This is a genomic window from Streptomyces callyspongiae (genome assembly GCF_047200695.1).
Classification (GTDB): Bacteria; Actinomycetota; Actinomycetes; order Streptomycetales; family Streptomycetaceae; genus Streptomyces.
The window spans coordinates 1-2,352 of sequence record NZ_JBJZOM010000038.1 but is presented as its reverse complement, the minus strand read 5'-3'; the positions used below and the strand labels follow the sequence as shown (position 1 = coordinate 2,352).

The following is a 2,352-nucleotide window of genomic DNA, read 5'->3' as shown; positions in this document are numbered from 1 at the left end:
AACAACAGCGGGGCGGAGGCCCGCATCGCCGGCCTGGAGGTCGAGGCCGCGCCGGTGCCCGTGGGCACGGCGAAGTTCGATCTGTCGTTCCTGCTGACGGAGACCCGGACGGACGACGGCTCGCCCTCCGGCGTCGCCGCAGTGCTGGAGTACGCCACCGCACTGTTCGACCGGTCGACGGTGGACCGGCTGGCGCGGCGCTTCGTCCACCTGATGTCCCAGGCCGCCGCGGACCCGGACCTGCGGCTGTGGTCCGCGGAGGTCCTGACCGCGGAGGAGCGGGAGGCGCTGCCGGCGATCGGCCGCGGGCGGGAGACGCCCTACCCGTCCTCGCGTTGCCTCCACGAGCTCTTCGAGGAGCAGGCCGCGGCACGGCCGCACGCCCCCGCCCTGTTCTTCGAGGACCGGACCGTGACGTTCGGCGAACTGGACGCCGCCGCCAACCGCCTCGCGCACCACCTGCTCGGCCTGGACGTCCGGCGCGGCGACCGCGTCGGCGTACTGCTGCCGCGCGGCCCGGAATTCGTCACCGGTCTGCTGGCGACGCTCAAGGCCGGTGCGGCGTACGTGCCGCTGGACCCGGAGCACCCGGAGGCGCGGACCCGCACGGTGCTGACGGAGGCCGCGGTCGTGGCGGTGGTGACGGACGGCGCCCTGGGCGGCCGCGTACCGGAGGGCCCCGCCGTGGTCCGCATCGACGAGGCGGCGGACACGCTCGCCGCCTGCGCCGGCGGCAGCCCGGGGGTGGCCGTCTCGGCGGAGGACGTGGCCTGCGTGCTCTACACCTCCGGCTCGACCGGGCGGCCCAAGGGGGTGGCGGCGCCCCACCGCGCGACCGTGCGCACCTTCTTCGGGCAGGACTATGCCTCCTTCGGTCCCGGCGAGGTCTCCCTGCAGTGCGCCCCGGTGTCCTGGGACGGGCTCACGCTGGAGCTGTGGCCGTCGCTGCTGCACGGTGGCGCCTGCGTCCTCGCGCCCGGGCAGACGCCGGAGCCGGTGCGGATCGCGGAACTCGTCGCACGGCACGCGGTGACCACGATGTGGCTGTCCGCCGGGCTGTTCGCAGTGGTCGCGGACGCGCATCCGGAGGTGTTCGGCACGCTGCGGCAGGTGATGACGGGCGGTGAGGCCCCGTCGGTCGCCCATGTGCACGCGGTGCGACGCCTGCACCCGGAGCTCCGGATCGTGCACGGCTACGGGCCGGTGGAGAGCATGGTCTTCGCGACCACGCACCCGGTGGTGCCGGCCGACGAGGACCGTGCGGCACTGCCCATCGGCGGGCCGATCGCCCACACCCGGGTGCTGCTGCTCGACGAGGCCGGCTCCCCGGTGCCCGCGGGCACGGTCGGCGAGATCCATGTCGGCGGCGACGGGCTGGCCCACGGTTACCTCGGCCGCCCGGCGCTGACCGCGGAGCGCTTCGTCGCCGATCCGTACGGGCCGCCCGGCAGCCGCATGTACCGCACCGGCGACCTCGCGCGCCGCAGGGCGGACGGTGAACTCGAGTTCGTGGGCCGGGCCGACGACCAGGTGAAGATCCGCGGCTTCCGTGTGGAGCTCGGTGAGGTCGAAGCAGCGGTGACGGCCCACCCCGGGGTCGCGAAGGCCACGGTCACGGTGCGCGAGGACCGGGCCGGCCAGCGGCACATCGTGGCGTACGTCGTGGGCACGGCCGACCTCGCAGACCTGCACGCGCAGGTGCGGGGACGGCTCCCCGAGTCCATGGTGCCCTCGGCCTTCGTACCGCTGGACGCGCTGCCGCTCACGCCGAACGGCAAGGTCGACCGGAGGGCGCTGCCGGCACCGGAGTTCAGCGGGGGCGCCCCCTACCGGGCACCGCGCACGCCGCGTCAGGAGATCCTGTGCGGCCTGTTCGCGGAACTGCTCGGCGGCCGCGTCGTCGGCATCGACGACGACTTCTTCCGGATCGGCGGTCACTCACTGCTCGCGGCGCGGCTGACGGCCCGCGTCCGGGGCGTGCTGAACGCGGAACTCACGGTGCGCGACGTCTTCCGGCAGCCCACGGTGGCCGGGCTCGCGGAGCTGCTCCGGGCCGCGGATCCCGCCCGGCCGGCGCTGGAGCCGGTTGCGCGGCCGGCGGCTCTGCCCGCCGCGCCCGCGCAGCAGCGGCTGTGGTTCCTGGACCTCACCGGGGTGACGGGCTCGGCCTACCACGTCGCCCACACCCTGCGCCTGGCCGGTGAGCTCGACGCGCACGCGCTGCGTAGTGCACTGGGCGACGTGGTGGGGCGTCACGAGTCGCTGCGCACGGTGTTCGTCGAGGAGGAAGGGGTGCTGTACCAGCAGGTGCGCCCTGCCTCCGATGCGGTGGAGGTGGACTGCGAAGGCTTC

Annotated in this window: 1 protein-coding gene; it reads left to right on the top strand. The window is 74.9% G+C overall.

Annotated features, from left to right (window positions below):
• On the top strand, window positions 1–2,352 hold a 2,352-nt coding region (locus tag ACL06G_RS21390; RefSeq protein ID WP_412836520.1), incomplete at both ends, for a non-ribosomal peptide synthetase.